The sequence below is a fragment of the Pseudomonas sp. TE4620 genome, assembly GCF_056279045.1.
This window is the reverse complement of record NZ_JBWBQO010000001.1, coordinates 1,503,586-1,525,628: the sequence shown is the minus strand read 5'-3', so window position 1 is coordinate 1,525,628 and position 22,043 is coordinate 1,503,586. Positions and strand designations below refer to the sequence as shown.

20 protein-coding genes are annotated in these 22,043 nt (G+C 60.3%); 10 read left to right on the top strand and 10 right to left on the bottom strand.

Going from position 1 to position 22,043, the window contains the following annotated elements; genetic code table 11:
* The first annotated feature begins 11 nt into the window (after positions 1–11).
* The 3 genes from ACZ9A3_RS07245 (at position 12) to ACZ9A3_RS07235 (ending at position 4,005) form a co-directional block, all read left to right on the top strand.
* A complete protein-coding gene (locus tag ACZ9A3_RS07245; protein WP_045201214.1) occupies positions 12–527 on the top strand; it encodes a sigma-70 family RNA polymerase sigma factor in 516 nt (171 codons plus the stop codon).
* Positions 524–1,447 (top strand): FecR domain-containing protein, encoded by a 924-nt coding sequence (locus ACZ9A3_RS07240; RefSeq protein WP_476252305.1) that lies wholly within the window; start codon positions 524–526, stop codon positions 1,445–1,447. The genes ACZ9A3_RS07245 and ACZ9A3_RS07240 overlap by 4 nt, the downstream gene beginning before the upstream one ends.
* Before the next feature lie 110 nt (positions 1,448–1,557).
* Positions 1,558–4,005, top strand: a complete 2,448-nt coding sequence (locus tag ACZ9A3_RS07235) for a TonB-dependent siderophore receptor (RefSeq protein WP_476252304.1) — start codon at positions 1,558–1,560, stop codon at positions 4,003–4,005.
* Between the two features lie 11 nt (positions 4,006–4,016).
* Here ACZ9A3_RS07235 and ACZ9A3_RS07230 read toward each other — a convergent pair whose 3' ends face one another.
* Positions 4,017–4,475, bottom strand: a complete 459-nt coding sequence (locus tag ACZ9A3_RS07230; protein WP_213601773.1) for a GNAT family N-acetyltransferase — start codon at positions 4,473–4,475, stop codon at positions 4,017–4,019.
* Between the two features lie 278 nt (positions 4,476–4,753).
* On the opposite strand from ACZ9A3_RS07230, the gene ACZ9A3_RS07225 reads away from it, so the two are divergent.
* Positions 4,754–6,136 (top strand): pyridoxal-phosphate dependent enzyme, encoded by a 1,383-nt coding sequence (locus ACZ9A3_RS07225; protein WP_093384553.1) that lies wholly within the window; start codon positions 4,754–4,756, stop codon positions 6,134–6,136.
* Positions 6,133–7,311, top strand: coding sequence for a trans-sulfuration enzyme family protein (locus ACZ9A3_RS07220; RefSeq protein WP_045201209.1), 1,179 nt, complete (start codon positions 6,133–6,135; stop codon positions 7,309–7,311). Before ACZ9A3_RS07225 ends, ACZ9A3_RS07220 begins: the two co-directional genes overlap by 4 nt.
* Positions 7,312–7,344: 33 nt before the next feature.
* Here ACZ9A3_RS07220 and ACZ9A3_RS07215 read toward each other — a convergent pair whose 3' ends face one another.
* Positions 7,345–8,478: an aminotransferase class V-fold PLP-dependent enzyme gene (locus ACZ9A3_RS07215; protein WP_476252303.1), complete on the bottom strand. Its 1,134-nt coding sequence runs from the start codon at positions 8,476–8,478 to the stop codon at positions 7,345–7,347.
* A gap of 33 nt (positions 8,479–8,511) precedes the next feature.
* Positions 8,512–8,952 (bottom strand): hypothetical protein, encoded by a 441-nt coding sequence (locus ACZ9A3_RS07210; RefSeq protein WP_093384562.1) that lies wholly within the window; start codon positions 8,950–8,952, stop codon positions 8,512–8,514.
* A 188-nt stretch (positions 8,953–9,140) separates the two neighbouring features.
* Between ACZ9A3_RS07210 and ACZ9A3_RS07205 the strand changes: the two genes are divergently transcribed.
* Together ACZ9A3_RS07205 and ACZ9A3_RS07200 are read left to right on the top strand one after the other, a co-directional pair.
* Positions 9,141–9,515: a nuclear transport factor 2 family protein gene (locus tag ACZ9A3_RS07205; RefSeq protein WP_476252302.1), complete on the top strand. Its 375-nt coding sequence runs from the start codon at positions 9,141–9,143 to the stop codon at positions 9,513–9,515.
* 203 nt (positions 9,516–9,718) lie between these two features.
* Positions 9,719–10,288 (top strand): hypothetical protein, encoded by a 570-nt coding sequence (locus tag ACZ9A3_RS07200; RefSeq protein WP_476252301.1) that lies wholly within the window; start codon positions 9,719–9,721, stop codon positions 10,286–10,288.
* A gap of 110 nt (positions 10,289–10,398) precedes the next feature.
* On the opposite strand, the gene ACZ9A3_RS07195 is transcribed toward ACZ9A3_RS07200, so the two are convergent.
* Entirely contained in the window at positions 10,399–11,610 is a 1,212-nt protein-coding gene (locus tag ACZ9A3_RS07195; RefSeq protein WP_476252300.1) for a DUF559 domain-containing protein, read from the bottom strand.
* Positions 11,611–11,940: 330 nt separating this feature from the next.
* Here ACZ9A3_RS07195 and ACZ9A3_RS07190 point away from each other — a divergent pair, with 330 nt between their 5' ends.
* A complete protein-coding gene (locus tag ACZ9A3_RS07190; protein WP_043198430.1) occupies positions 11,941–12,561 on the top strand; it encodes a tyrosine-type recombinase/integrase in 621 nt (206 codons plus the stop codon).
* A gap of 281 nt (positions 12,562–12,842) precedes the next feature.
* Here the strand turns inward: ACZ9A3_RS07190 and ACZ9A3_RS07185 are convergent, their stop codons facing one another.
* From ACZ9A3_RS07185 to ACZ9A3_RS07175, 3 genes are all read right to left on the bottom strand, one after another.
* The gene (locus tag ACZ9A3_RS07185) at positions 12,843–15,269 is read right to left on the bottom strand and encodes a TonB-dependent siderophore receptor (protein WP_476252299.1); all 2,427 of its coding nucleotides are present in this window, start codon (positions 15,267–15,269) and stop codon (positions 12,843–12,845) included.
* A gap of 147 nt (positions 15,270–15,416) precedes the next feature.
* A complete protein-coding gene (locus tag ACZ9A3_RS07180; RefSeq protein ID WP_476252298.1) occupies positions 15,417–16,367 on the bottom strand; it encodes a FecR family protein in 951 nt (316 codons plus the stop codon).
* Positions 16,368–16,438: 71 nt separating this feature from the next.
* The gene (locus tag ACZ9A3_RS07175; protein WP_258610313.1) at positions 16,439–16,957 is read right to left on the bottom strand and encodes a sigma-70 family RNA polymerase sigma factor; all 519 of its coding nucleotides are present in this window, start codon (positions 16,955–16,957) and stop codon (positions 16,439–16,441) included.
* A gap of 214 nt (positions 16,958–17,171) precedes the next feature.
* Between ACZ9A3_RS07175 and ACZ9A3_RS07170 the strand changes: the two genes are divergently transcribed.
* Entirely contained in the window at positions 17,172–17,735 is a 564-nt protein-coding gene (locus ACZ9A3_RS07170; RefSeq protein WP_045201534.1) for a hypothetical protein, read from the top strand.
* Positions 17,736–17,748: 13 nt separating this feature from the next.
* Here the strand turns inward: ACZ9A3_RS07170 and ACZ9A3_RS07165 are convergent, their stop codons facing one another.
* The gene (locus tag ACZ9A3_RS07165) at positions 17,749–18,282 is read right to left on the bottom strand and encodes an OmpA family protein (protein ID WP_476252297.1); all 534 of its coding nucleotides are present in this window, start codon (positions 18,280–18,282) and stop codon (positions 17,749–17,751) included.
* A 30-nt stretch (positions 18,283–18,312) separates the two neighbouring features.
* Positions 18,313–19,527, bottom strand: coding sequence for a serine hydrolase (locus tag ACZ9A3_RS07160; RefSeq protein ID WP_401291933.1), 1,215 nt, complete (start codon positions 19,525–19,527; stop codon positions 18,313–18,315).
* A gap of 118 nt (positions 19,528–19,645) precedes the next feature.
* On the opposite strand from ACZ9A3_RS07160, the gene ACZ9A3_RS07155 reads away from it, so the two are divergent.
* Positions 19,646–20,557: a LysR family transcriptional regulator gene (locus ACZ9A3_RS07155; protein ID WP_045201538.1), complete on the top strand. Its 912-nt coding sequence runs from the start codon at positions 19,646–19,648 to the stop codon at positions 20,555–20,557.
* Here ACZ9A3_RS07155 and cuyB read toward each other — a convergent pair.
* Positions 20,524–22,026: a cysteate racemase gene (gene cuyB / locus ACZ9A3_RS07150; protein WP_258597319.1), complete on the bottom strand. Its 1,503-nt coding sequence runs from the start codon at positions 22,024–22,026 to the stop codon at positions 20,524–20,526. The two genes, ACZ9A3_RS07155 and cuyB, sit on opposite strands and share 34 nt — an antisense overlap.
* Between the last annotated feature and the right edge of the window lie 17 nt (positions 22,027–22,043).

Below are 22,043 nucleotides of genomic sequence, written 5' to 3'. Positions count from 1 at the left end.
GAGAGAGCGGGATGTCCACACCAGGCTGTGATACAGAGCGCCATGAGCACCTGCAGACGCTTTACCAGGATTACAACGGCTGGCTGCGTGGCTGGTTGCGCAAGCGTCTGAACAACTCGGCCGATGCGGCGGACCTGGCCCAGGACACCTTCGTGCGCGTCCTGCTGGCGCGCACATCCGGCACCTTGCTCGAGCCTCGGCGCTACCTGGCGACCATTGCCCGTGGCCTGGTGATTGACCTCTACCGGCGCCGCAGCCTCGAACAAGCCTACCTTGAAGCCCTGGCGCTGCGCCCCGAGGTGCACGCGCCATCGGCCGAGGCGCGGGCGTTGATCTTCGACAGCCTGATGGCCATCGACCGCATGCTCGACGGGCTCGGTGCGCGCACCCGGCAGATCTTCCTTGCCGTGCAACTGGACGGGCTCACCTACGAGAAAACCGCCGAACGGCTCGGGGTCTCGGTGACGACGGTGCGCAAACATCTGGCCAGTGCGCTGATGCACTGCCTGCTGCTGGATGAGGCATGAAGCGCATTCTTGCCCAGGCGGTGGACTGGTATGTGCGCCTGCACGAGAGCACCGTCAGCGAAGCGACCCGCAGCCAATGGCAGGCCTGGCTGGCCGCCGACCCGCAACACGCCGCGGCCTGGAAGCGTATCGAACAGCTGCAGCAACGCCTGACCCAGGCGCCGAGCGCCCTCGCCTCCAGCACCCTCGAACGGGCCCGCCAAGGGCGACGGGCGACGCTGAAAACCTTCGCCCTGTTGCTCGGTGCCGGTGTGCTCGGCTGGCAGGGTTACCAGGCTTCGCCCTGGCGCGCGGACTACGCCACGCGGGTGGGGCAACGGCGTAGCCTGAGCCTCGCCGATGGCAGCCGGCTGGTGCTCGACACCGATACCCGGGTCGATGTGCGCTTCGATCAGCAGCAACGGTTGATCATCCTGCGCCAGGGCGAAATCCTCGTCGAAACCGCCAAGGACGCCCGCCCCCTGAGCGTGCAGAGTGACCAAGGCCTCATCCTCGCCCTGGGCACGCGCTTTACCGTGCGCCAAGGTGATGGCGTCACCCGGGTGAGCGTCGAGGCGCACGCCGTCGAGGTGCGTCCGCGCCTGGCAACCGCGCAAGCCGTGCGCGTTGATGCCGGGCACACATTGAGCTTCGCCGCCGACCGTGTTGGCCCCGTGCAGCGCGCGCCGGCACAGGCCTCGGCCTGGACCCGCGGCCTGCTGGTAGCGATCGACTGGCGACTGCAGGACCTGCTCGCCGAGCTCTCGCGCTATCGCCATGGCTACCTGGGCTGCGCCGCCGATGTGGCCGATTTGCGCCTTTCCGGCACCTTTTTGCTGGATGACAGCGAGGCGGTGCTGGCCAACCTTGAGGCCTCCCTGCCAGTGCAACTGCGCCGGGTAACGCGCTACTGGGTGCGGGTGGAAAGCCGCACGGCCTGAGGGTGAAAAATATTTTCAACGTTTGGGTAACAGATTTTCATTCCTGTTTCGGCTCTTCCTGCACGTGCGCATCAGACGCAGCCCCTGCCAACCCGAACAGGAACCTTTGCATGTCCTTCCAACCGTCTTTTCTCGGCCGCAGCATCCACCGCGCGGCGCTTGCCCTGGGCTTGTCCGGCTCGCTGCTGGCGCTGACGCCGGCCTGGGCCAAAGCGCAGGCCTACGACATCCCCGCCGGCAGCCTGTCGCTGGCGCTGAGCCAGTTCGCCGCAGCCAACGGTGTGATGATTACCTTCAGTTCCGAAGACACGGCCGGGCTGTCATCGCCGGGTTTGCAGGGCGATTTTGAACTGGACCAGGGCTTTGCCAGGCTGCTGCAAGGCAGTGGCTTGCGCGTGGTGCAGGCCGGCGACAAGCGCTACGTGCTGGCCAAGGCTGACAACAGCGCCGCCGTGGAACTCGGCGCCACCAGCATCAACGCCGCCGGCCTGGGCGCCACCACTGAAGGCAGCGGCTCGTACACCACCGGCATCACCAGTACCGCCACCAAACTGCCGCTGTCACTGCGCGAAACACCGCAGTCGATCAGCGTGGTCACCCGTCAGCGCATGGACGATCAGGGCCTCAACGATCTTACCGAGGTGCTCAAGCAAACCCCAGGCCTGTCGGTGCAGAGCCTGGGCAGCGAACGCTTCAACATCTACGCCCGTGGCTACAGCGTCGACAATTACCAGTTCGACGGCATTCCCACCACACTCGACATTGTCAGCCAGGTCTCGGCGCAAAGCCTTGCCGACATGGCGATCTACGACCGCGTCGAAGTGCTGCGTGGCGCCACCGGCCTGATGACCGGTGCCGGCGACCCATCGGCGACCATCAACATGGTGCGCAAGCGCCCCACCGCCGACTTCAAGGGCCACTTCACGGCAGGCCTGGGCTCGTGGGACAAGTACCGCACCGAGCTCGACCTGTCCGGCCCGCTGACCCCGACCGGCAACCTGCGCGGGCGCATGGTCGCGGCCTATCAGCAGAACAACAGCTACGTCGACCACTACTCCCAGGAAAAGCAGATTTTCTACGGCATCCTTGAAGCGGACCTGAGCGACAGCACCCTGTTCACGGTCGGCGCCGACTACCAGAAGAACAACCCGCAAGGTTCGTCCTCGGTGGCCTTCCCGCTGTTCTACAGCAACGGCCAGCAAACCGATTTTTCGCGCTCGACCAACAGCGCCGCGCGCTGGAGCAGCAACCCCCAGGATGTCCTCAACACCTTCGCCAGCCTCGAACACAAGCTGGGTTACGACTGGAGCCTGAAGGTGGCCGTCAACCAGATGTACATCAACCGCGATGACTACAAGCTGGCCACCGCCAGTTGGGGCTTCCCCGACATCAACACCGGCGCCGGGGTGCGCCTGTACGGTGGCGCCGGCAGTACCTGGCAGAAGCAAACCGGCGTCGATGTTCAGGCCCAGGGGCCTTTCCAGTTGTTCGGCCGCCAGCATGAGCTGATCGTCGGCTACAACTTCTCCCGCTACGAAAACCGCCACTCGCCCCTGCGCGGCACCGCCATCGAAGGCACCTCGGTCAATTTCTACGACTGGGACAACTACACCAAACAACCGAACACCAGCAACGGCAAGCTGTATGACGGCGACACCAGCATCTACCAGAACGGCACCTACATCGCCACGCGCCTGCGCCCGACCGACGCGCTGTCGATCATCCTTGGCGCCCGCGCCAGCGACTACAAGTACAACTACGACATGGAATACGTGCTGACCCCCAACAGCAACCGCAACACCCAGTACCGCGAGAGCGGCGTGGTCACGCCCTACGCCGGTGTGGTCTACGACCTCAACGACACTCACTCGGTGTATGCCAGCTACACCAGCATCTACAAGCCACAAAGCGTGCGCGACGCCAGCGGGGCGACCCTCGAGCCGCGCGAAGGCGACAACTATGAAATCGGCCTGAAGAGCGAGTTCTTTGGGGGTCGCCTGAACACCAGCATCGCGGCGTATGAAATCAAGCAGGACAACCTGGCGGTGATCGACCCGGGCCAGGTCATCCCCGGCACCACCTCGGCGGCCTACAAGGCCGTCAGCGGCGCCACCACCCGCGGCTTCGAGATCGAAGCCAACGGCGAGCTGCTACCGGACTGGAACCTCGCCGCCAGCTACAACCACAGCCTCACCGAAGACGCCGACGACCAGCGCATCAATAGCGAAGCGCCGGCCAACATGCTCAAACTGTGGAGCACCTACCGCCTGCCCGGCGACTTCAACCGCCTGACCGTCGGTGGCGGCGCCAACTGGCAGAGTGGCACTCACATCACCGTGACCCCGAGCACCGCGATGGGCACGGTCAAGGCCAGGCAACAGCAGTTCACCGTGATCAACCTGATGGCCCGCTACCAACTGACCGATCAGCTAGCCGCCACCCTCAACGTCAACAACCTGTTCGACAAGAAGTACATCAGCGCCCTGGACACCACCTTCTTCAGCGGCTACTACGGTGAACCGCGTAATGTGATGCTCTCTACCAAGTACAGCTTCTGAAATCGAGGTGCTTACAACGCCATTCGGTACTCGATAACCCCAGGCTTTTCGGCAATCCAGTCATAGAGCCGTTGGGCGGTGTGATTGGACTCCTGGGTGTGCCAGTACAGCCGGTCGCAGTGGTGCTCCCGAGCTTGCCCTTGCACGTACTCGATCAGCTGCTTGCCGAGCAGCTGGCCGCGCACGCCGGGGCAGACGTACAGGTCTTCGAGGTAGCAGAAGTCGTTACGGCCCCAGGTCGAGCGGTGGAAGACGAAATGGACGAAGCCGTGGACCTGTTCGCCGTCAGCGGCCACCGCGCAATGCACGGGTTCGCGGCTGTCGAAGAAGCGCGCCCAGGTGGTCTGGGTGGTCGGCATGCCGATGTCGACCTTGTAGAACGCCTGATACTGGGCCCAGTGCGCGCACCATTGCTTGAAGTCGTGTTGCGTGACGGGGCGAATCGATACAACGGGATGTGCTGCGGTCATGGTCAATCCTTAGTGACGGTAGAAACTGCAGCGATTTATAGCGCGACAATGGCTTGGTTAAACCATCCAGTTTCTGCTTGCCAAGCAGACCACTTGCCACCAAGAAGTGCTGCCAAGCCTGCTTTGAGCCTGTGGGAGCGGGCTAGACCCGCGATCGAGCGCTAAGCGCTCGCCATCCGGGCACCGGCTGATGTACCGGCTGGCTGCACACGGTTGCGGCGGTTGCCATCCGGGCCTATGTTCCATGCGAGGCTTTACCTGCGCTGCGAGGTGACCCCATGGCGAACGACTCCCGCCCGGCCGTGCTCGAACTGATCGGCAATACGCCGCTGGTGCGTGTCAGCCGCTTCGATACCGGCCTGTGCACGCTGTTTCTCAAGCTCGAATCACAGAACCCCGGCGGCTCGATCAAAGACCGCATCGGCCTGGCGATGATCGACGCCGCCGAGCGCGATGGCCGCCTGCGCCCCGGCGGCACCATCGTCGAAGCCACCGCCGGCAATACTGGCCTGGGCCTGGCCCTGGTCGGCCGCGCCAAGGGCTACCGGGTGGTGTTGGTGGTGCCCGACAAGATGTCTACCGAGAAGGTCCTGCACCTCAAGGCCATGGGCGCCGAGGTGCACATCACCCGCTCCGACGTCGGCAAGGGCCATCCCGACTATTACCAGGATGTCGCCGCGCGGCTGGCGCAGGAAATTCCCGATGCGTTCTTCGCCGACCAGTTCAACAACCCGGCCAACCCGCTGGCCCATGAGTGCAGCACCGCGCCGGAGATCTGGGCGCAAACCCAGCATGATGTCGATGCCATCGTCGTCGGTGTTGGCTCGGCCGGCACCCTGACCGGGCTGACCCGCTTCTTTCGCCGCCTGCAGCCGAGCCTGGCGATGATACTGGCCGACCCGGTCGGTTCGGTGGTCGCTGAATACAGCCGCAGCGCCACCCTCGGCACTCCCGGCTCCTGGGCGGTCGAGGGCATCGGCGAGGACTTCATCCCGTCGATTGCCGACCTTTCCAGCGTGCGCCAGGCCTACTCCATCAGCGATGAAGAAAGCTTCGATCACGCCCGCCAACTGCTGCGCGCCGAAGGCATTCTCGGCGGCTCGTCGACCGGCACCTTGCTGGCGGCGGCGCTGCGCTACTGCCGCGAGCAAACCGAACCGAAGCGGGTGGTCAGTTTTGTTTGCGACACCGGCACCCGCTACCTGTCCAAGGTCTACAACGACCAGTGGATGACCGACCAGGGCCTGCTGGCGCGCAAGCACTATGGCGACTTGCGCGACCTGATCGCGCGGCGTTTCGAGGATGGCCGGGTGATCAGCGTCGGCCCCGACGACACCCTGCTCACCGCCTTCCAGCGCATGCGCCTGGCCGATGTCTCGCAACTGCCGGTGCTGGTCAACGGCCAGAAGCTGGTCGGGGTGATCGATGAGTCCGACATCCTGCTCGGCGTGCACCAGGACGCTTCGCACTTTCACTTGAGCGTGGCCAGCGCGATGACCGCCAAGCTCAAGCTGGAAACCCTGGCCCCCAGCGCCAGCCTGGCGCAGCTGCAGGCCGAGCTCGACCGTGGGCTGGTGGCGATCATTGAAGACGCTGCCGGCTTTTACGGCGTGATTACCCGTGTCGATTTGCTCAATCACCTACGCAGGTCCTTACCATGAGCCAGCACGATGAAAGCGGCGCGCCACGCGCCTTCGCCACCCGCGTGATCCATGCCGGGCAGGCCCCAGACCCGTCCACCGGGGCATTGATGCCGCCGATCTACGCCAACTCCACCTACTTGCAGCAAAGCCCCGGGGTGCACAAGGGCCTGGACTACGGCCGCTCGCACAACCCCACGCGCTGGGCGCTGGAACGCTGCGTGGCCGACCTTGAGGGCGGCACCCAGGCGTTCGCCTTCGCCTCCGGGCTGGCGGCGATCGCCAACGTGCTCGAGCTGCTCGATGCCGGCGCCCACGTGGTCTCGGGCAATGACCTGTACGGCGGTACCTTCCGCCTGTTCGAACGGGTGCGCCGGCGCAGCGCCGGGCACCGCTTCAGCTTCGTCGACCTGGCCGACCTTTCGGCATTCGAAGCGGCGCTTGAGGCCGACACGCGCATGGTCTGGGTCGAGACCCCGAGCAACCCCTTGCTGCGCCTGACCGACCTTGCCGCGGTCGCGCGCATCTGCCGTCAGCGCGGCATCATCTGCGTGGCCGACAACACCTTCGCCAGCCCGTGGGTGCAGCGCCCGCTGGAGCTGGGCTTCGATATCGTCCTGCACTCGACCACCAAGTACCTCAACGGCCACTCCGACGTGATCGGCGGCATCGCCGTGGTCGGCAACAACCCGCAGCTGGCCGAGCGCCTGGGCTTTTTGCAGAACTCGGTGGGCGCCATTGCCGGGCCGTTCGACGCCTTCCTCACCCTGCGCGGGGTGAAGACCCTGGCGCTGCGCATGGAGCGCCACTGCAGCAATGCCCTGGAGCTTGCGCAATGGCTGGAGCGTCAGCCGCAGGTGGCGCGGGTCTACTACCCGGGCCTGGCCTCGCACCCGCAGCACGCGCTGGCGCGCCAGCAGATGCGTGGCTTTGGCGGGATGATCTCCCTTGACCTGAACAGCGACCTGGCCGGCGCCAAGCGCTTTCTTGAAGCGGTGCAGATCTTCGCCCTGGCCGAGAGCCTGGGCGGGGTCGAAAGCCTGATCGAACACCCGGCGATCATGACCCACGCCAGCATTCCGGCAGAGAACCGCGCGCAACTGGGCATCGGTGATGCCCTGGTGCGCTTGTCGGTGGGGGTCGAGGATGTCGACGACCTGCGCGCTGACCTGGCCCAGGCGCTGGCGCAGGTTTGAGCGCTCGGGGTGCTGGTGGCTGGGTGAGCGGGCTTAGTTCACCATCACCTCGTCCAGCGCCTGCTCGAGGGTGTTGACCGTGCGCTCGATATTGTGCAGCTTTTCGAGCCCGAACAGGCCGATGCGGAAGGTCTGGAAGTCGGCCGGCTCGTCGCATTGCAGCGGCACGCCGGCGGCGATCTGCAGGCCCTGGACGGCAAATTTCTTGCCGTTCTTGATATCGCCATCATCGGTGTAGCTCACCACCACGCCAGGGGCCTGAAAGCCGGCGGCGGCCACGCTTTTGATGCCTTTGCCGGTCAACATTGCGCGCACCCGATCGCCCAGAGCCTGTTGCTCGCCGCGCAGCTTGTCGAACCCGTAGGCTTGCATCTCTTTCATCACCTCGTTGAATCGCGCAAGGGAATCACTGGGCATGGTCGCATGGTAGGCATGTCCGCCCTGCTCGTAAGCCTGCATGATCTGCAGCCACTTTTTCAGGTCGCAGGCAAAGCTGCTGCTTTGCGTCTGCTCGATGCGCTCGAGGGCCAAAGCGCTGAACATCACCAGGGCGCAGCAAGGGGAAGCGCTCCAGCCTTTTTGCGGTGCGCTGATCAGCAGGTCGACTGCGCATTTGTGCATATCCACCCAAATCGTGCCTGAGGCGATGCAGTCCAGCACGAACAGGCCACCCACCGCATGCACGGCATCACCAACGGCCCGCAGGTAGTCATCGGGCAGGATAATCCCTGACGAGGTTTCAACGTGAGGGGCGAAGACAACCTGTGGCTTGTGCGTCGCAATGGCTGCCAGCACTTCGTCCAGAGGGGGTGGCGCGTAGGCCGCCTGGCGACCCGCGTCGAGCGGCCGGGCTTTGAGCACCGTGGTGGCCGCCGGGATGTTGCCCATCTCAAGGATCTGGCTCCAGCGAAAACTGAACCAGCCGTTGCGTATCACCAGGCATTGCTGGGCGCTGGCAAACTGTCGCGCAACCGCTTCCATGCCGAACGTGCCGCTGCCCGGGACCACCGCAACAGCCTGGGCGTTGTAGACCTGCTTAAGGGTCGTGGAGATGTTGTTCATCACGTCTTGAAATGACTGCGACATGTGGTTGAGCGAACGGTCGGTGTAGACCACCGAGTACTCGACCAGCCCCTCAGGATCAATACTGGGATATAGCTTTGACATGGAGTGACTCCTTTGGCAGAGATATCAGTGGTATTACTCGGGAATGCCGGTCAACGTATGCACTACCCGCATTGCACAAGGCGGTCGAGCCCCTTGCGGGTCGATCTGTTCGCATTTCTTCAGCAGCGGATAGGCATCGGCAAACTTCATGGCCGCCACTTGTTCAGCGTGCTGCTGCGAAACAAAGCAGTGCTCGAACCGGAAGGCGGCATACACCTCGGGCAGCAGTGCCGGATAATCGTAAACCTCGTCGACGATACTCTTTAGCATCTTGGACATCTGCCCGTCGGCCGCGGGAGAAATCCTCGTGAGCAGATCATCCTTGGCGACGCCCGCTTGCCGGGCCGCAATGACTTCCTTCGACGCACCGATGGATGCCTGCATTCCCTGCGGAAACGGACAATCAGACGCCGCCAATGCCGAGGCCGACGCCATGCAACTCAGTAAAGTGAAAACAGCAGCCATCCTTGTCATGGAACTTCCTTATGTGTAGCAAGCATTGTTGAAATAAGCTGCGGATTCTAACCGATACCAGATGATGCGCTCCATTGACTTGGTCCGCTGCGGGGTTTGGCTATGTATAGCGACGGTCGAAGTCAGGCTGTCGCTACCGCCACGCTGTGGCGCGCAGGCATGGTGAATCGCAGACGGAGGTCAATTACATGAAAATTTCGAAGGCATGCCTGGAGCCTGTTATTCACGCACTGGAGGCGAGCCTGCTTGAACGCAAGACTCGCCTTGATCGCGACATGCTGACCCGCCTGCTGGCTCAGGACTTCGTCGAGTTTGGCGCGGAGGGTATCGCCTGGAACCGGTCACAAACCATCGACGCATTGCTGCTGCAGGATTTTGTCCAGCGTCAGATCACCGATTTTCAGATTCGTATCCTCTCCGAAAAGGTGGTGGCCACCTATCGGTGCACGGTCGATAGCCCGAACGGCACCCGTGATTCTTTGAGAAGCTCCATCTGGCGTCGGCTGGGAGACGATTGGCAGATGGCATTCCACCAGGGTACGACAAGGGCAGCAGAAATTTGATCAGCTATTGGTGCCATGCTTGGGTGAGTGGCCGCTTTGGGTCGTTAGCTGCCTTCCACCAATGGCTGCTTTCAACCCAAAAATGACGGTGGCGACAGACAGAATTCCGCCAAGACCTGTTGTCCACGATGCCAAAGCTGGCCATAGCTCATTTATTCTGATTTAAGATCATCCAGTCGTCCGCCCTTCGAGATGGAGAGAAAATGCAGCTGCCCCTTACCGAGACGGTAAAACGCACCACTCACCTAATTCAAAACATGATGAGGTTTTGGAAGGAGGCTCACGGTTGGGCCCCAATCGAGGCAGCAGAACTGCTGAATAAATCAATGCTCGAATGGCAGAGTTCGCTCGCAGAGGAGTTGTCAGAATGGTGCGGCAGCTTGAGCAACGGCCAGCTCATTCTTGCCTGGGTCAACCTAGGTGCGTTAGTCGAAGGTCAGATGAAGCTACTTTTGTCTGTGTACTACAAGGATTACCTGTCGGATGCTTATGCTATAAAAAAGAAAAATGGAGCTATCGAAGATCCAGACGGCGTAACGCTGGAGCCGCTAATTCAATTTTTTAAGAAAAAGATCTGGTCGCCGGAAGAAGATTGGGAGCCATGGATTCGGATGGTTCAACAACGCAGAAATGCGATACACGCTTTCAAGGCAAAGACTATCGGTACTACCGAAGAACTACACCTTGCGCTAGAGACGCTCCTTGAATTTGTAAGGTTTATAAATGGCCGGCTACCGTATCCCGATCAACATTACGCTCCTTGTGAATACTGAGGGAATGTCAAATCAACTCAGGACGAAGGGCCGCTTCGGCTCGAAAGCGGTCATTCGCGACCGGCAGCTATCGACCCAAAGCAGCCCCTCACAGAGGTTAGCGGTATGCGTCAAAGATCATAGTCTGGGTCTGATTCACCATCATCCTCATATGCGCCCGAGTTCTCCGCATTCCCTTTATTCGCTGGATAACTAAGCTGAGCACGATCCTTCAAAATAATCTGTGCCACTCCATCTTTTTGCCCGACCTTTCCCTGCACGCAAATTGTACGGCCTTGAAGACCATGTTTTAGGCTTTCCCGGAATTTTTCGGCATCTTCCCCCCATATGATGACGGTCAATCGTCGTTTGGAGGGAAATGCTTCGCCCAAATTAATGAAGGTTGGCTTTCCGGTCGTGTTCCCGCGGGACACAACCTCAACCACCTTCCCTGCAAATGCCTTAACTTGACCTTCCTGATGCACTGCACCTGACCAGTTAAGGGGATCTTTGCAGGACTGTCCCGACAAACTTTCGCCGGATGGTGTAGATATGGTTGCTAACGTGATGGGTAATGATTCTATTGACGCTGAAGGTACATCGTTGACGCGTGAGTACCCCGCTGGCTCGTTCATTCGGTGGAACATGAAATACATCATGGCCATGATCAGCACCACAAATGCCCAAATGGTCGTTTTCACTAGTTTGGTCTCTCTCTTGAGGTTCGCAACTTCCAGTTGCGCCTGCTCTAATTGGAACAACCGCTTGTGTTCTGATCCAGACAGTCCTTGAGTTGTTGTGGCTGCCGCTACCAGCCCCTGCACCTTCTTCAACTCATTCTGGGCCACGTTGGCCGCGCCCGTTTGTTGTTCCAGTTGAGCGCGCAGCGCGTGCTCCCTGACGATGAGGGATTCCATATAGCTATTTTTGCTACGCTCGCTTCGTAAAAGCAGCGAGATGTGCTCAATGCAGCGTTTAGCCGAATGCTTTACGTCATAGTTCGCAAAGCGAATTACATCCCAACCTTGTGCCACCAGGCTGGCATGGCGTCGTTGCCAATCGACAAACTCCGCATGTGACATGCCGGCCCCGCGACCGGTCTTGTCATAGCCATCGATTTCAATGGCTATGCGTAGCGTTTCACCTTCCTGAATAACGAAATCACAGTAGCGGGTACCGCCTTCCGTATCGGTGAAACAATACTGCGTGTCCACCGAATCTAGATTGATGCCGGGAACATGGGCCAGCACGTTGCAAACAAATAGCTGTTCAAAAGGGCTTTGCAGCCTCGAAGCGTGTTTGCGTAACCAAGGTGCGATGTCAATCGGCTGGTAATCTGTCATTTTCGATTGCAATCATCCAAATTTTGGGCAAGGTAAACCTGCTCCCTGGAACCCATTTATCAATAATATGACTCACGTCATAGCATATTAACACTACGACTATGAACAGTCAGGAAAGTCTTGGTGATCCTTGACTTGCCTTAGGACTAAACGGTGGGGCTTAGCGAGGAGCCAGCTTGAATTCAGCCTCCAACGGCCGAGGCCCATGGTGGAACTCAGGAGCGTCCATATGGATCAGGCGCTACCGAAGAGGCTATGCCTGCCAAGGGTCGGTTAGCGCCTCTGGGTCGGGATGACCATCCTTGTCCTCCCTCACAAGGAGGACAAGCCATGAACGCCATTACGACCAGCAGCCATCAGCCTTGGAATAAAGGAAAATTGGTCGGGCAGAAAGCTCCGCTCCGACTGAAAGATATCTGGGCCATTCGGGTAAGGCTCCAAATCGCGGAGAAAACTCGTGATTTAGCCCTCTTCGATCTGGCCATCGACAGCAAGCTACGAGCCTGCGATCTGACCAAGCTTCTCGTACGCGACGTTGCTCATGGGGAGCACGTGTCATCGCGAGCAATAGTGATGCAGCAGAAAACCCAACGACCCGTGCAGTTTGAAATTACAGAGCAAACGCGGCTGGCCCTAGAGGCCTGGATACATCAAGCCCAGCTCCACAGCGAGGATTGTCTTTTTCCAAGCCGGTTACACGCATCAGTGCATCTCTCCACCCGGCAGTACGCCCGAATCGTCAAAGTGTGGATAAAGTCTATTGGGCTAGATCCAGCTATGTACGGCACCCACACGATGAGACGTACGAAGGCATCGCTGATCTATCGCAGGACAAAGAACCTGAGAGCAGTTCAGCTCCTGCTCGGCCATACAAAGCTTGAAAGCACCGTGCGATACCTGGGCATTGAAGTCGATGACGCATTGGAGATGGCAGAACAGACGGAGGTCTGACAGCGTCCAGCGACGGTCGAGGTATGACCGTCGCGATTCGACCCTTAGCTGCCCTTCACCACTGACAGCTAACGGCCAAAAGCCGCCCCTGACGAAGCACAACGATCCGTTGCGACTGAGCGTGATGTTCTTCCAAGCGGCTGCTACAGCCGCTTGAAAATCGGTTTATTGACCGGTGCTCACGATCGTGGGCGGCAAGGCGGCCTTCATCGCAAGACCAGGCCGTTGAAGTGGCAGCCGATGTGATACACACAAAGCCCTCTGAAACGTCCGGCTCGCAATTAGTTCTCGTAGCGTAGGGTGATGGCAAAGTTGCGGGGTTCGCCGTAATAGTTTCCGGTGTCTTGACTAAAAATCGCGGTGTAGTACTTCTCGTCGAAAACATTGTTGAGGTTCAACTGAACGCTCAGGTTCTGGTCGATTCGCAAGTTAGCGTTCAGGTCGACAAGGTTGTAGGCACTCTGCGAAATCTCGTTCAGGTACAGCTTGCTCTGATGGTACACGCTGGTCCCCACTCGCCATTGATCCAACTTTCCCGGCAGCTGATAGGTGGTGGCGGCCTTGAACAGTCGCTGTGGCGAATTTTCTGTGCCATAGGCGTCACCCTTTTTGGTACCAGCGACGTATTTTGGATGACTGTAGGTGTAGCCCATCAAGGCATTCCAGCCGGGCATCAACTCGCCTGAAACCTCTGCCTCGAACCCGCGGTTTCGCACTTTCGCACCCTCGGTGTAGCACCGCGAATCACGCGTTGGCCCGCAGACACGTCCAGCATCGGGAACGACCTGCGCAAGGCCTGACTGATCCACCTGGAAGAGCGCCAGGGCGGTATTCAACCTGCCATCGAACAGCTCGTTTTTCACGCCGACTTCGTAGTTACTGCCCGTCGTCGGTTCCAGCAATGTGTTGTCGACGCTGTAGTTGCCCTGCATCTTATAGATCTCGGTATAGCTGGCGTACACCGAGGTGTTGTCATTGACGTCGTAGACGATGCCGCCGTAAGGGATGACCTTGCGATTTTCCTTGAAGCGGTCCGTCTCCCATGGGCCTTGGGTGTCGTAATCGACCCAGCTCAAACGGCTGCCGAGAATGACGTGCAGATCATCGAGCGGATTGAGGCGGGTGGCGGCATATATGCCCTTGTCCTTACGCACATGTCGGCTGGGCGTCAGGCTGCCGACTATGTGCGGTTCAGGGAACTGCGAGGTGTCAAAGTCCAGAATGTCGACGATAGGGTTCACGCTTGATGAGCCTGTCACGTACTGCAACCTGTCGCGCCTCATGTTGGTCCCTATCACCACCTCATGCTTGCCCCCCAGCAGGGTGAATGCGCCGTTAAGCGCCGCGTCGAGATTGATCTGTTCGTCATCGTAACGGGCGCTGTTCGGCCAGTACTGCATCGTCGAATCGGAGTCTTTGCTGTGATACCCAACCTGAGCGAGAAAATCTGCATTGGACCAGATCAGATTGGTGGCGACGGTGAGGTTCCAGTCCTCATTGAAGCTGTGCTTGATATCGGCAAAAACGTTGCGGTTGATCTTGTCCAGGTGGGCCCACTTACCGGCGAACGACTTCGAACGCGAGAAGTTGTAAGAACTGCCATCCAGGTGGGTGGGCAAACCACCCCAGTCGTAGCCGCCGTTATTGTCCTGCTGGAAAGATGCCCCCACCGCGATCGTGGTCGAGTCACTCAAGTCGGCTTCGCCAATGGCGTAGAACAGCTGATTGTCCTTGTCAGCGTAGTCCTGGTAGCTATTTCGACTGTTGTACATCAGGACCGTACGGCCACGCAGGGTGCCCTCTGCGTTCAGGGGGCCGCCAACATCGAGTTGCGTGCGGTAGTTGTCCCACGAGCCAGCACCGAGCTCCGCCTTGAGTTGGTATTCACGCGTCGGTCGCTTGCGCACCATATTTATCGCCGCAGACGGGTTACCTGCCCCTTGCATCAGGCCTGTCGCACCTCGGACAATTTCCACCCGGTCATACATGGCCATGTTGTTCACTGACATGACGTCCATCGAGAAACTTTCCGTGACGCTGCTCGGCAGGCCATCGAACTGCAAGTCGTCGACCTGGAACCCTCGCGAGTAGTAAAGCGGACGCTCTGTGCCGAACCCTTTAACCGTGCTGATGCCTGTCGCTGCCCTTGCAACGTCTTCCAACGACTGCATGTTCTGGTCATCCATCTGTTGCCGAGTGACCACACTGATGGACTGAGGCGTTTCACGCGGCGAAAGCCCCAACCTTGTCGCCGTGTTGGTAAGGCCAGTGGTGTAGGCGCCGGTCCCCTCAGTTGTCGAAGCCAGCCTGAGTGCATTCACATCGGTAGCGCCCAGCTCCAGCACTGTCGAATCAGTTGATAGCTTGCGCAAGGTCAGCGTCTTGTCATTGACGAACTCATAACCGAAACCACTGCCGCTGAGCAGATGATCGAGCGCCTCATTGACCTTGTAGGGCCCGCTCAACCCAGCGCTGTTCATTCCACTTACCTCGTCGGAATTGAAAATGATGCGCAGGCCGGCTTGATCGGCGAATCGGGTTAGTGCGCTGTCCAGTGGCTGGGCAGCGATATTGAAGAGCTGAGTGACAGCGAAGGCTTCGGAGCCCCTGGCATGAACATCGACCGGTGCCAGCAGTCCGAGCAAGGCAGCCAGTGCCATTGCCTGGCGCAACGAATGCGCACGGGTACGTAAGGAGACATGAAACATGAAAGCAACCTTTCCCTAGAGTTGGCTGCGCGACTTTAATGTGAATGATTCGCGCTTCGTATCTACGACGAAACGACGTGGAGAACCTTGCCAAAGAATTTTCATTTTTTTGCAAGGTGCTCTCCGGGAAGGGATGCTGGCCCTGTATCAGCGCTTGGGCCGCACCAGCGTGAGTAACGGCAACCGAGTGATGCGAAGTGGCTGCGTCTGCTCAAGCGCATTAAGCGCAGCGTGTGGATCATCCACTTCGAATGTGCCGCTGATACGCCGTGCCGCCAGCGTTTCATCCGTCAGGTAGAGGACGCCTGGGATGTACCGGTCGAGTTCGGCGAGCACCTCACCCAGCGGCCGCGCATTGAAAATCAATTTGCCTCGCTGCCAGGTGGCGACATCCTGCACATCGACTTTCACCGCCATCTGCGGCGCCAGACCCTGGCGATAGGCCGTGGATTGCCCTGCGGGCAGACGCAGGGTCTCCCCGCCCGAACTGAGCTGGACTATCCCTTCGCTCACCTGGACGGTGACCTTGTCGCCGCGCTGATCCACATCGAAACGTGTGCCGATTGCCTGCACATCACCTTGAGCGGCGTGAACGATGAAAGGCCGTGATGAATCCTTGGCAACTTCGAAGAGTGCTTCCCCTTGATACAGCGTGATGCCACGTTGGTTATGGCTGTAATTCACCGACAGCACGGTGTCACCATTCATCCACAGCCGACTGCCGTCTTCAAGGCGCAATTCCCGTCGCTCGCCAGGGTCTGTCACATGATCGGCATAGAGCGCTGACCAGGGGCGTTGCAGCGCTGCACTGAACACCACTATTGCAACACAAGCAGCCATGCCGGCTGCCCATAAGGCGCGTACAGGTTTACGACGCTTCTCGGGGGGCGGAGCAACGAATTGTCGGGCTTTTTGTGTGAGGGGGAACGCGCCCCACAATGCCTCGGCCCTGCTTGCGGCGTGAGCATGGAACGCAGAGCGCTGGCACCAGTTGTCATAGGCCAGGTGATCGGCTGTAGTAGCCCGACCTGAGTGCAGATGCACCAGCATCTCGATGGCCTGGTCTTCCAGATCGGAAGGATCGACACTGTCGGTCATGGGTTCTTCAAGCTTGGAAGTGTGAAGAGGCGTCCGAGTCTGGGGGGGCACGTTCGTATAAGGCATGCGGTTCATCTCCACTGCGTCCGGCTCAGCGAGTCGCGACAATGACGTACAGCTTGAACAATGTACTTCCCCACGGTGCTTTCGGAAACGCCGAGTCTTGTGGCGATCTGCGCATGTGTCAGCCCCTCGAGACGGTTGAGCAGCAGCGCCAACCTTGCGTTGGTTGGCAACTTGTCCATGGCGATATCGAGCTGTGCCAAAGCCTCATCTGTGATCAGAGCAGTCTCTGGTGAAGGGCGTGGATCGCATACCTCCAGGGCCTGTGATTCATCGGCATGCAAAGCATTGAGTCGCCCCTCCCGACGCATACGATCAATGGCCAGGTTGCCAGCTATGCGGAACAGAAACGCGCGAGGCTCCTGTATCGGTTCGCCCGCCGGCAGGTTAACCAAACGCAGATAGGTATCCTGAGCCACATCGGCAGCTTGCTCAACGTTACCCAACCGCCGAGCCAGGAACGCCAACAGTTCTGCGTAGTGCTCATGGAAGTTGGTTAGCAAATCAGAGGTGCCAATGCGTGACATGCTCAGCCCTATTTCGGTGAACCGGCCCCGCCGGAGAGCGGCGAATACTACATTAACTGAGAAGCATTATTAAATGAATTAAGAGCAGCGGCCCCGTTTTGCAGCGGAGTTCCGCGCAGACACGTCGGTGATTAAAGCCGACAGTCAAACCCAGCCTTAAGGCAATGGCGTCAATTTGATATCATGGCTGTCAGTCGAAGCAAGGAACTGCTCCATGATCTCACGCGCAAAAAAAATCCTCTGCCTGCCTGGCATTCTGCTGCTGGCGGCGGTTTCCTCCCAGGCTGTCGCTGGGCACTTCGTCATTGACATGCAAACCGATGAAGGCCGCAAGCTGGCGAAAACCATCGGCACCGATAAGTACCGCTACGCCTTGTTCAACGAGTTCAGCAAGGACGCGCCGTACAGTGCGATTGCGTTGAGCAACTCGGAGGGTTTCAAGGACGGCGTTGTCGTTTACAACGCTGTCATCAATGCCACGGAACAGGGCGCAAAAATGATCTTCACGCAGTTTGTCGACTGCGGGAAGCTGCAGACCAATGAGGGCTTTATTGAAGTCAACGATCAGCCGATCAAGGTGCTGCATGAGTGCCGCGAGGAAAAACCAGGCACCAAGGTGTCGATCTTCCTGCCGGTCTCCGATGCCGCGCAGCACTATATCTACAACGCCTTCGCCAAGGATGTCCCGGTGAAGGTCAGGATGGATAAACACCCCGTCGTTTTTCCAACCGACGGTTTCCTTGAGGCCTGGAGCGTGAGAAACAAGAAGGCGCTTTGAACTCAAGCCCTGCTCACTGTTGCTCAAACTCATAGCCCAGGCTGTGGCCATGGCTGACCCACTCCACCACGCCCCGGCGGTTGAGCTTCAAGTCGTCCTTGCCACTGCCCTCGCGCACCGGTGAATGCTCGCCATAGGCGTGAACATTCACCTGCTCGTACAAGGCGCCGTACTTGACCAGGTAATAGGCAATCATCGCGGCACGCGCCTGGGCCAGGACGAAGTTCTGCTCGGGCGAGCCGATGTCATCGGTATGACCCTCGACAAAGACTTCGGCCTCGGGATGGCTCACCAGGTAGTTGGCCACATAGGCAAGCCTGGCCTGATAAGGCGGCTCGATCGCGGAGCTGTCGGTGTCGAAGTACACCACCAGGCCGCCGGCCACATCGGGCTCATCCGACAGCGCTTGCAGGGCGCGCTGGTTGTTGGCATCGGCCTCGGCCGCCGAGACGAACAGCGAGCGTTCGCTGGTGCTTGCAGGGTTGCTGCAGCCTGTCGCCGTCAATACCAACAGCACGGGCAGGAAGCAGCGCAGATAACGGTTCATAGGCCCCTCTTCTCGTCTACAGGATCGCAACTAGCCCGCGCACAACAGGCACACGCCCAGCCATTGGTACACCTTGAGCAACAGGTAGTCCCAGGCCCGGCTGAACCAGCCGCCCTCTTCCACGCTTTCCATCACCACCAGCGGCTTGCTGGCGACGTGTTTTGAGCCCACCTGGAAGTTGACCACGCCTACCACCTGGCCCGCCTGCAACGGCGCGTGAAGTTCGGCGGTGTCGACGATGGCGCTGGCCTGCACCTCGGCCGAGTGCCCGTAGGGCACGCTGATGGTCGCTTGCGCGCCGGCATTGAGCTTGACGTTGCGGGTCTGGCCAAACCACACCCGCTTGCTCATGAACACTTCGTCGGCCTGGATCGGCGTCACCGTCTCGAATGCGCGAAAGCCCCACTTGAGCAGTTTTTCCGACTCCTGAAAGCGCAGCCGATCGGACTTGGCGCCCATCACCACGGCAATCAGCCGGCGCCCGTCACGTTGCGCCGAGGTGACCAGGCTGTAGCCGCCTGCGCTGGAGTTGCCGGTCTTTAAACCGTCGACATCCAGGCTGGTACTCCACAACAGGCGGTTGCGGTTGTATTGCTGAACGTTGTTGAAGGCGAAGGCCTTTTGTTTGTACAAGGCGTACTCCGCCGGCAACTCGGCAATCAGCGCACGGCTGAGTATCGCCATGTCGCGGGCACTGCTGTATTGCCCTTCGGCGGCCAGGCCATGGACGGTCTTGAACTGGGTATTGGTCAGGCCAAGTTTGCCGGCCTGTTCATTCATCAGGTCGATAAAGGCGTTTTCGCTGCCGGCAATGTAAGTGGCCAGGGCAATGCAGGCGTCATTGCCAGACTGCACCACAACCCCGGCATTGAGGTCTTGTACCGAGACCCGGTCGCCGGGCTTGAGAAACATCAACGAAGAACCCTGCAAGTGCGGATTGCCTGCGGCCCAGGCATCGTGCTCGATGGTCACCCGGTCACTGGCGCTGAGTGCGCCGGACTGCAGAGCCTCGCCGATCACATAACTGCTCATGATCTTCACCAGGCTGGCAGGGTCGATGCGCGCATCGGCATTGCCCTGGGCCAGAACTTCGCCACTTTCATAGTCCATCAACATCCACGATTCGGCGGCGACGCCCGGTGCCGCGACAAGGTCTGCAGCACTTACCGTAAAAGACGCACTGGCCACTAACCACGGTGCAAGTAATACACACAACAACCCCTTAACTACTGCTGAACCTTTCATACGCTCCCAAACTCGACTGCCCAACTCATCAGCCACTGCAAATACGCTGATGAAGTATTTGTCCGCGGATTGTGCGTACGCCTATACTATAAATCAATCAACTATCAAGATATCTGATATGCATAGCATTGATATCGACTCTGTCGACTTGAACTTACTGCGAGTGTTTGTCGCCCTGATCGAAGAAGGCGGTGCCAGCCGCGCTGCGCTGCGCCTGGGGGTGACCCAGCCTGCGGTCAGTGCGGCCCTTGCGCGGCTGCGGGAAATTTACGCCGACCCGTTGTTCGAACGCACCGGCCGTGGCCTGCGCCCGACCCTGCGCGCCAACGAGCTGGCGCCGCTGATTGGCGAGGCCCTTAATCGCTGCCGGCAAGCCTTTGCGTTGTCGGTCGCCGGCAAAGACATCAAGGGCCGGACCATCACCATCGGCCTCTCCGACGACAGCGAAATCGCCCTGGGGCAAAGCCTGGTGGCGCTGATCGATGAACAACTGCACGGCCTGCGCATTCTGTTCCGCCAGACCCACAGCGGCCTGGTGCAGGACATGCTCATGCATCATCAGATCGATATCGCCGTGTCTGCCGGCGGGCTGTCGTCGCCGCTGATTGCCCGCCACCGCCTGGGCCGCGGCAACTACCTGTGCATCGCCGACGCTGACAACAGCATCCCCAGCAGCGCCGAGGACTACGCCCAGCGACCGCACCTGCTGGTGTCGTCGGGCGGTTTCGTCGGCATCGTCGACGAGGGGCTGAATGCGGCCGGCTACAAGCGCAGCATCCGCGCCTCGACCTCGCACTTTGCCGCAGTGCCGTTTCTGCTGGTGGGCTCGAAGCTGATCACCACGGTGCCCACCCACGCCGCCCGGGCCATGGAACGGGTCAGCACCCTGCAGACCTTTCCCTGCCCGGTGCCGCTGCCCTCCTACGACCTGGAAATCGGCACGCGGGTGGGCAGCAAGCACGACAGCACGCTGCAAACGGTCAAGTCGCTGATCATTCAACTGGTGGACAACACCTTCTGCCTGTCCTGAGGCCGGGCATCGAGCGCCAGTTGCACGCACGCGCGGGCCAGCACGGTGGTCGGGTCAACCACCGCCACCCGGTGCCGACCCAGGGCCAAGGCCGGCACCGGGCTGAGCACCAAGGGCAGCTCGGTGCAGCCCAGAATCAACACCCCGGCACCCAGCTCGCACAGGTGCTCGGCGACCACCAGCAACTGCTCCTTGCAGATGCCCTCGGTAAACCCGGCCTTGATCCCGCGCGCCCCGTAAATCGCCTCCATCACCAGCGCCTGGTACTCGTGCCCCGGGGTGAGCAACTGCAGCCCGGCCGCCCGCGCGGCCTCATGATAGACAGCGCTTTGCAACGTGCCCGAGGTGGCCAGCAAGCCCACTGGCGTGCTCGATCCATGCTGCTCGACGATGCAGGCGATGGTCTCGTCGAGCATGTTGACGATCGGCACCTCAAGGTGCGGCTGGATACGCGCTACGAACGCATGAGCGGTGTTGCACGGGATGGCGATGGCATCGGCACCGGCGTCCGCCAGGCGCTGGCAGGTGGCGTAGAGGGCAATGGTCGGATCGGTTTCAGCCCTGAGCAGGTTCGCGGTGCGGTCGGGAATCTGCGGGTTGTGCTCGACCACCATTTTGATGTGGTCCTGATCCTTGCCGGCAGGCGTGTTGGCCACGACCTTATCCATGAAGTCCACCGTTGCCGCCGGCCCCACGCCGCCGACGACGCCGAGCTTGAACGGCGTCTCGGCGCGCCGGTAGTGCTCACTGGCGGCGAAGTCGGCATAGATCGCATTGCTGTCGAGCATGGCAATGCCGCTACGCTGCAAGGCCGCGCAGACCAGGGCCAGTTCGGTCATGCCCGGTACGATGACGGCCGCACCCTGCGCCTGCAGCGCGCCAGCCAGGCGCTGTACGGCCTCGAACGGCGCGCCGTCGAGCCCGCCGTGCTTGATGCCAGCCTCGCCGTACACCGCCGCCATCAAGGCTGCCTGCTCGACCGCCGACGGGTAGCTGAGGCGATAGTCGCCGCCCAGGTAGCGCTCGAACAGCCCGGACCCGCGAACCACATCCGAGGCCAGCACGCCGAGCACCGTCCCCGGCGCATACCGGCCGGCAATGTGCTGCTTGAGCGCCGCCATCATGTCGAGGATGCGCAGGCTCAGTTGCTCCTGGATCTCGCCCAGGAAGGTATGGCTGGCGAAGCACGGCAGCATCACCGTCTCGATACCGCGGGCCTCGAACGCCTTGCACAGTTCATAGACATAGAACTTGCGCGAGGCGATGCTGGCCCCGGCGTAAAGGGGCAACGCGGCATCGCTGAAAGCCTGCTGCTCCAGCAGCAGGTGGCAGTTGAACTGCTCGGCCAGCACCTGGCGCGAGCGGGTCAGCTTGTAGAACAGGTCTGCCCCGGCCAGCGCCCCCAAGCCGCCGATCACGCCGATTTTGCGTACCGCGACAGCTTCATCCGATTGCACTTTTGTCTTCATTACCTTGACCTGTTGGT

Coding starts and splice junctions, on each gene's coding strand:
- ACZ9A3_RS07205 (WP_476252302.1), top strand. CDS start 9,141: ATGAAAATTTCGAAGGCATGCCTGGAGCCTGTTATTCACGCACTGGAG.
- ACZ9A3_RS07160 (WP_401291933.1), bottom strand. CDS start 19,527: ATGAAAGGTTCAGCAGTAGTTAAGGGGTTGTTGTGTGTATTACTTGCA.
- ACZ9A3_RS07200 (WP_476252301.1), top strand. CDS start 9,719: ATGCAGCTGCCCCTTACCGAGACGGTAAAACGCACCACTCACCTAATT.
- ACZ9A3_RS07230 (WP_213601773.1), bottom strand. CDS start 4,475: ATGACCGCAGCACATCCCGTTGTATCGATTCGCCCCGTCACGCAACAC.
- ACZ9A3_RS07235 (WP_476252304.1), top strand. CDS start 1,558: ATGTCCTTCCAACCGTCTTTTCTCGGCCGCAGCATCCACCGCGCGGCG.
- ACZ9A3_RS07215 (WP_476252303.1), bottom strand. CDS start 8,478: ATGTCAAAGCTATATCCCAGTATTGATCCTGAGGGGCTGGTCGAGTAC.
- ACZ9A3_RS07225 (WP_093384553.1), top strand. CDS start 4,754: ATGGCGAACGACTCCCGCCCGGCCGTGCTCGAACTGATCGGCAATACG.
- ACZ9A3_RS07165 (WP_476252297.1), bottom strand. CDS start 18,282: ATGAACCGTTATCTGCGCTGCTTCCTGCCCGTGCTGTTGGTATTGACG.
- ACZ9A3_RS07220 (WP_045201209.1), top strand. CDS start 6,133: ATGAGCCAGCACGATGAAAGCGGCGCGCCACGCGCCTTCGCCACCCGC.
- ACZ9A3_RS07155 (WP_045201538.1), top strand. CDS start 19,646: ATGCATAGCATTGATATCGACTCTGTCGACTTGAACTTACTGCGAGTG.
- ACZ9A3_RS07245 (WP_045201214.1), top strand. CDS start 12: ATGTCCACACCAGGCTGTGATACAGAGCGCCATGAGCACCTGCAGACG.
- ACZ9A3_RS07195 (WP_476252300.1), bottom strand. CDS start 11,610: ATGACAGATTACCAGCCGATTGACATCGCACCTTGGTTACGCAAACAC.
- ACZ9A3_RS07185 (WP_476252299.1), bottom strand. CDS start 15,269: ATGTTTCATGTCTCCTTACGTACCCGTGCGCATTCGTTGCGCCAGGCA.
- cuyB (WP_258597319.1), bottom strand. CDS start 22,026: ATGAAGACAAAAGTGCAATCGGATGAAGCTGTCGCGGTACGCAAAATC.
- ACZ9A3_RS07170 (WP_045201534.1), top strand. CDS start 17,172: ATGATCTCACGCGCAAAAAAAATCCTCTGCCTGCCTGGCATTCTGCTG.
- ACZ9A3_RS07240 (WP_476252305.1), top strand. CDS start 524: ATGAAGCGCATTCTTGCCCAGGCGGTGGACTGGTATGTGCGCCTGCAC.
- ACZ9A3_RS07210 (WP_093384562.1), bottom strand. CDS start 8,952: ATGACAAGGATGGCTGCTGTTTTCACTTTACTGAGTTGCATGGCGTCG.
- ACZ9A3_RS07180 (WP_476252298.1), bottom strand. CDS start 16,367: ATGACCGACAGTGTCGATCCTTCCGATCTGGAAGACCAGGCCATCGAG.
- ACZ9A3_RS07175 (WP_258610313.1), bottom strand. CDS start 16,957: ATGTCACGCATTGGCACCTCTGATTTGCTAACCAACTTCCATGAGCAC.
- ACZ9A3_RS07190 (WP_043198430.1), top strand. CDS start 11,941: ATGAACGCCATTACGACCAGCAGCCATCAGCCTTGGAATAAAGGAAAA.